Origin of the sequence: Nocardioides sp. (assembly GCF_004803405.1) — a bacterium.
In the GTDB taxonomy this organism is placed as follows: domain Bacteria; phylum Actinomycetota; class Actinomycetes; order Propionibacteriales; family Nocardioidaceae; genus Nocardioides; species Nocardioides vastitatis.
Window position 1 is genome coordinate 1 of sequence record NZ_SSXI01000247.1, and the last position, 4,168, is coordinate 4,168.

Below are 4,168 nucleotides of genomic sequence, written 5' to 3' on the forward strand. Positions count from 1 at the left end.
CGCGCTGCTGCTCGTGTCGGTGCCCCTGGCGGCGACCTTCGCCGCGCTGGGTGCGCGGCACCCGGGCGGTGGCGGGGTGTCCACCTATGTCGGAGTGGCGTTCGGGACGCGTGCCGCGACCATGGTCGGCTGGGCGTTCTTCCTCGCCATCCCGATCGGGGCGCCGGTCGCGGCCGGGTTCGCGGCGTCGTACGTCGCCGACGCCGCTGGTGGCGGCCGGGCGACCGAGGTCGGGGTGACGGCAGGGGTGATCCTGGTCGTCGCGGTCATGAACTGGATGGGGATCCAGGTCTCCGCACGCGTGCAGCTCGGCATCGCCGGCACCATCGCCACGCTGCTGCTGGTGGCCATCCTCGCCTCGCTGCCGCGGGTCGACCCGGCCAACCTCACCCCGTTCCTGACCCATGGCTGGTCCGGCGTCGGCGCGGCCGCGGCGCTGCTGGTGTGGGCGTTCGCGGGGTGGGAGATCGTCAGCTCGCTGTCGGGGGAGTACCGCGACCCGGCGCGTGACATCGGCCGCGCCACCGCCGTGACCCTGGGGGTGGTGACCGTGCTCTATCTCGGGATCGCGTTCGTGACGGTGGCGGTGCTGGGCGGCGGTGCGGGCCGGGCACCGCTGGCGGACCTGCTCGTCGGCGCCTTCGGCGACTGGGCGAGGCCGCTGACCACGGCGGTCGCGGTGCTGCTCACCGTGGGTGCGGTGAACTCGTTCTTCGCCGGAGCGTCCCGCCTGGGTGCGGCGCTCGCGCTGACCGGTGCGATGCCGCACTGGCTGGGCGCAGACGTCGGCTCCGGACGAGCCACACCCCGCCACGCGCTGCTGGTGGTCGCCGGTCTCGCCCTGCTCGTCACCGCGGGCGAGGCCGCGCTCGGGCTTCCCACCGACGCCACCCTGCTGATGACCACGGGGACCTTCGCGCTGGTCTACGTGGCGGGCACCGCGGCCGCCGTACGACTGCTGCCGGGTGGCTGGCCGCGCCTGGCGGCCGTCGTCTCGTTCGTCGCCTCGGCCGCGCTCGTGGTGCTCACCGGGCTGCCGGTGCTGATCCCGCTCGCGACCGGCCTGGCCGGTCTGTGCTGGACGCTGCGGCGGAAGCGCCGCGGGCCGTAGGAGGGTCGGCCGGCGCGCCCAGGCGTGCGGCGGGTCGGGGTCGGATCCTGAACCGGGTGGTGGCTCGGGTGCTGTGGGGCGGAGGTGCAGGTTTCCCAAGGGATGCAGGCGAACCTGCACATCCCTAGGTGAGTAGGGGCTGGGAAGTGCAGGTTCGGCTGCATCCCTTGGGAAACCAGCCGCCGCGTCAGCCCCGCACCATCGGCGGCGAGATCGCGGTCGCCGGCCCGCGCCGGTAGAGCAGCGCCCGCCGGCCGCCGGTCTCGGTGGGGCTGCCGTGGGAGTCGGTCGGGGTCACGAAGCCGTCGGTGCCGAGCACCTTGCGGCGGAAGTTGCCCAGGTCCGGGGGAGTGCCCCAGACCGCGGCGTAGACCCGGCGCAGCTCCGGCAGTGTGAACGGCTCGGAGACGAACTCCGTGGCGAGCGTGGTGTACTCCAGCTTCGCCCGGACCCGCTCGCGGGCGTCGACGAGGATCTGACGGTGGTCGAACGCCAGGGCCGGCGCGTCCTCGAGCGGCTCGCCGTCCTCGCCGATCAGGTCGTCGACCACCCACCACCGGGCGTCGGCCGCATCGGTGCCCGCGCGCGGCTCGGGCAGGTCCGGCGCCAGTGCCACGTGCGCCACCGAGACGACCCGCATCCGGGGGTCGCGGTCGGGTGCGGAGTAGGTGCGGAGCTGCTCGAGGTGGCCGGGGAAGCGCTCGACGCCGGTCTCCTCGTTGAGCTCGCGCCAGGCCGCCTGCTCGGCGTCCTCGTCGGGCTCGACGAAGCCGCCGGGCAGCGCCCACGCACCCTTGAACGGCTCCTCGCCGCGCTCCACCAGCAGCACCGCCAGGGCGCCGTCGCGGATGGTGAAGATCGCGAGGTCGACGGCAACGGCGAAGGGTGGGTGCTCCGAGCTCACGGCCCGACCTCGACGCCCGCCGCCTCGAGCTCCGACAGCGCCGCCGCCGAGCTCTCCTCGGCCACCCCGGCGTGCAGTCCCGGCAGCAGCCGGACCCGGAACCCGGCCCGGGCCGCGTCGAGCGCGGTCGCCCGTACGCAGTAGTCGGTGGCGATCCCGGTGATGTCCAGCCTCTCGACGTCCGCGTCGCGCAGCAGGTCGGCGAGCATCGTGCCGTCCTCGGTAACGCCCTCGAAGGCCGAGTACGCCGGCACGCCCATGCCCTTGACGACGTGGTGCGTCACGGCGTCGGTCACCAGCTCGGGCGCGTACTCCGATCCGGTCTCGCCCTGCACGCAGTGCACCGGCCAGGTGGTGGTGAAGTCCGGCGACTCGCCGGGCTCGTGGAAGTGCCCGCCGTTCGTCTCGCCCGGGCGGTGCCAGTCCCGGGACGCGGCGACGAGCGCGTAGTCGCCCGCGTGCTTGGCGAGGTGCGCGCTGATCCTGCTGGCCACCTCGCGGCCGCCGGTGACGCCGAGTGAACCGCCCTCGACGAAGTCGTTCTGGACGTCGACCACGATCAGGGCCTTCTTGGTGTCGGTCTCTGCGGTCACAGCCTTCTCCTCTCGATGGGTCACGGTCAGGTACGGGGGGCCGGCCGCCACGTTCCGCGCGTCGGCCGGCAGGGTGGCGAGGACCGCCGCCGCGAAGGCGCGGATCTCGGCCAGGGACGGGGTGTGCACGGTCCGCCCGTCGCGCAGCAACGGCACCTGCACGCGAGTCAGGCCGTCGGGCTCGGACTCGTCCTGCCCGACGAACACCTCGGCGACGAGGAGCCCGCGGTCGTCGTACTCACGATAGGAGCGCTTGTGCCCGCCGACGGACGCCTTGTCCTTCGACTTCTTCGCCACCGGGGTGAGCTGCTCGCTGTCCCCGTCGAGGGACCCGATGGCGACGAGCTTGTAGACCATGCTCGCGGTCGGGTGGCCCGAGCCGGTGGCGACGCGGGTCCCGACGCCGTACCCGTCGATCGGCGCGTCCGCGAGCGCCGAGATCACGAACTCGTCGAGGTCGCTGGTGGCGACGATCCTGGTCCTCGTGGCGCCGAGCGAGTCGAGCAGCGCCCGCGCCTTCACGGCCTCCTCGGCGAGGTCGCCCGAGTCGAGGCGGATCCCGCCGAGCTCCGGCCCGGCCACGCGGACGGCGGTCCGGATCCCCTCGGCGACGTCGTAGGTGTCGACGAGCAGCGTGGTGCCGACGCCGAGTGCCTCGACCTGGCTGCGGAAGGCGTCCTCCTCGGTCTCGTGCGCGAGGGTGAACGCGTGCGCGGCCGTGCCGACCGTGGGGAGGCCGTGCAGTCGCCCGGCGGCCAGGTTGCTCGTCGAGTCGAATCCGGCCAGGTAGGCGGCCCGCGCCGTGGCGATTGCCGCGACCTCGTGCGTACGGCGCCCGCCCATCTCGATCAACGAGCGCCCGCCAGCGGCGTCGACCATCCGGGCGGCCGCGCTGGCGACGGCGGTGTCGTGGTTGAGCACGCTGAGGACCAGGGTCTCCAGCACAACGCACTCGCCGAGGGTGCCGGTCACCGTCAGGACCGGGCTGCCCGGGAAGTAGAGGTCGCCCTCCCGGTAGCCGTCGATGTCACCGCGGAAGCGGAAGTCGGCCAGGTAGGCGGCGGCCTCGTCGCCGACCACGCCCTGCTCGCGCAGCCAGGCGATCTCCCCGGCGTCGAAGGTGAAGTCCTCGACCAGCGCCAGGAGTCGGCCGAGCCCGGCGAGCATGCCGTAGCGGCGGCCCTCCGGCAGTCGCCGCGCGAACGCCTCGAACACCGCGCGCCGGTCGACGCTGCCGTCGCGCACGAACGAGTCGAGCATGGTCAGCTCGTAGCGGTCGGTCAGGAGGCCGGTGCCGGCAGTGGGGACCATCAGGACCTCCCTAGTTGTAGTCAGACTGACTATAACACGATCGGGGCACGGGGCTCGCTGCGCTCTCGCTAGCCTCCCACTGTGCTGGGCGACCGGGAGGCAACCGCGGCGCTCGCTGCGGCCTACGAGGAGCGCCTGGCCGGCGAGCACTCGGACGAGCGGCGTGCCCGTGGCGCCTTCTACACCCCGCCCGACCTGGTCAGGTGGGTGCTCGACCACGCTCTGGCGCCGGGGGCGCCGGGGGCGCCG

Annotated in this window: 3 protein-coding genes; 1 reads left to right on the forward strand and 2 read right to left on the reverse strand. The window is 73.7% G+C overall.

The annotated features are described in order from the left end of the window. On the forward strand, positions 1–1,111 hold a 1,111-nt coding region (locus E7Z54_RS17990; RefSeq protein ID WP_136436064.1), incomplete at its 5' end, for an APC family permease. Between the two features lie 187 nt (positions 1,112–1,298). Here the strand turns inward: E7Z54_RS17990 and E7Z54_RS17995 are convergent. Together E7Z54_RS17995 and E7Z54_RS24210 are read right to left on the reverse strand one after the other, a co-directional pair. Next, a complete protein-coding gene (locus E7Z54_RS17995) occupies positions 1,299–2,015 on the reverse strand; it encodes an NUDIX hydrolase (RefSeq protein ID WP_136436066.1) in 717 nt (238 codons plus the stop codon). Continuing rightward, a complete protein-coding gene (locus E7Z54_RS24210) occupies positions 2,012–3,919 on the reverse strand; it encodes a nicotinate phosphoribosyltransferase (protein WP_136436068.1) in 1,908 nt (635 codons plus the stop codon). The genes E7Z54_RS17995 and E7Z54_RS24210 overlap by 4 nt, the downstream gene beginning before the upstream one ends. Between the last annotated feature and the right edge of the window lie 249 nt (positions 3,920–4,168).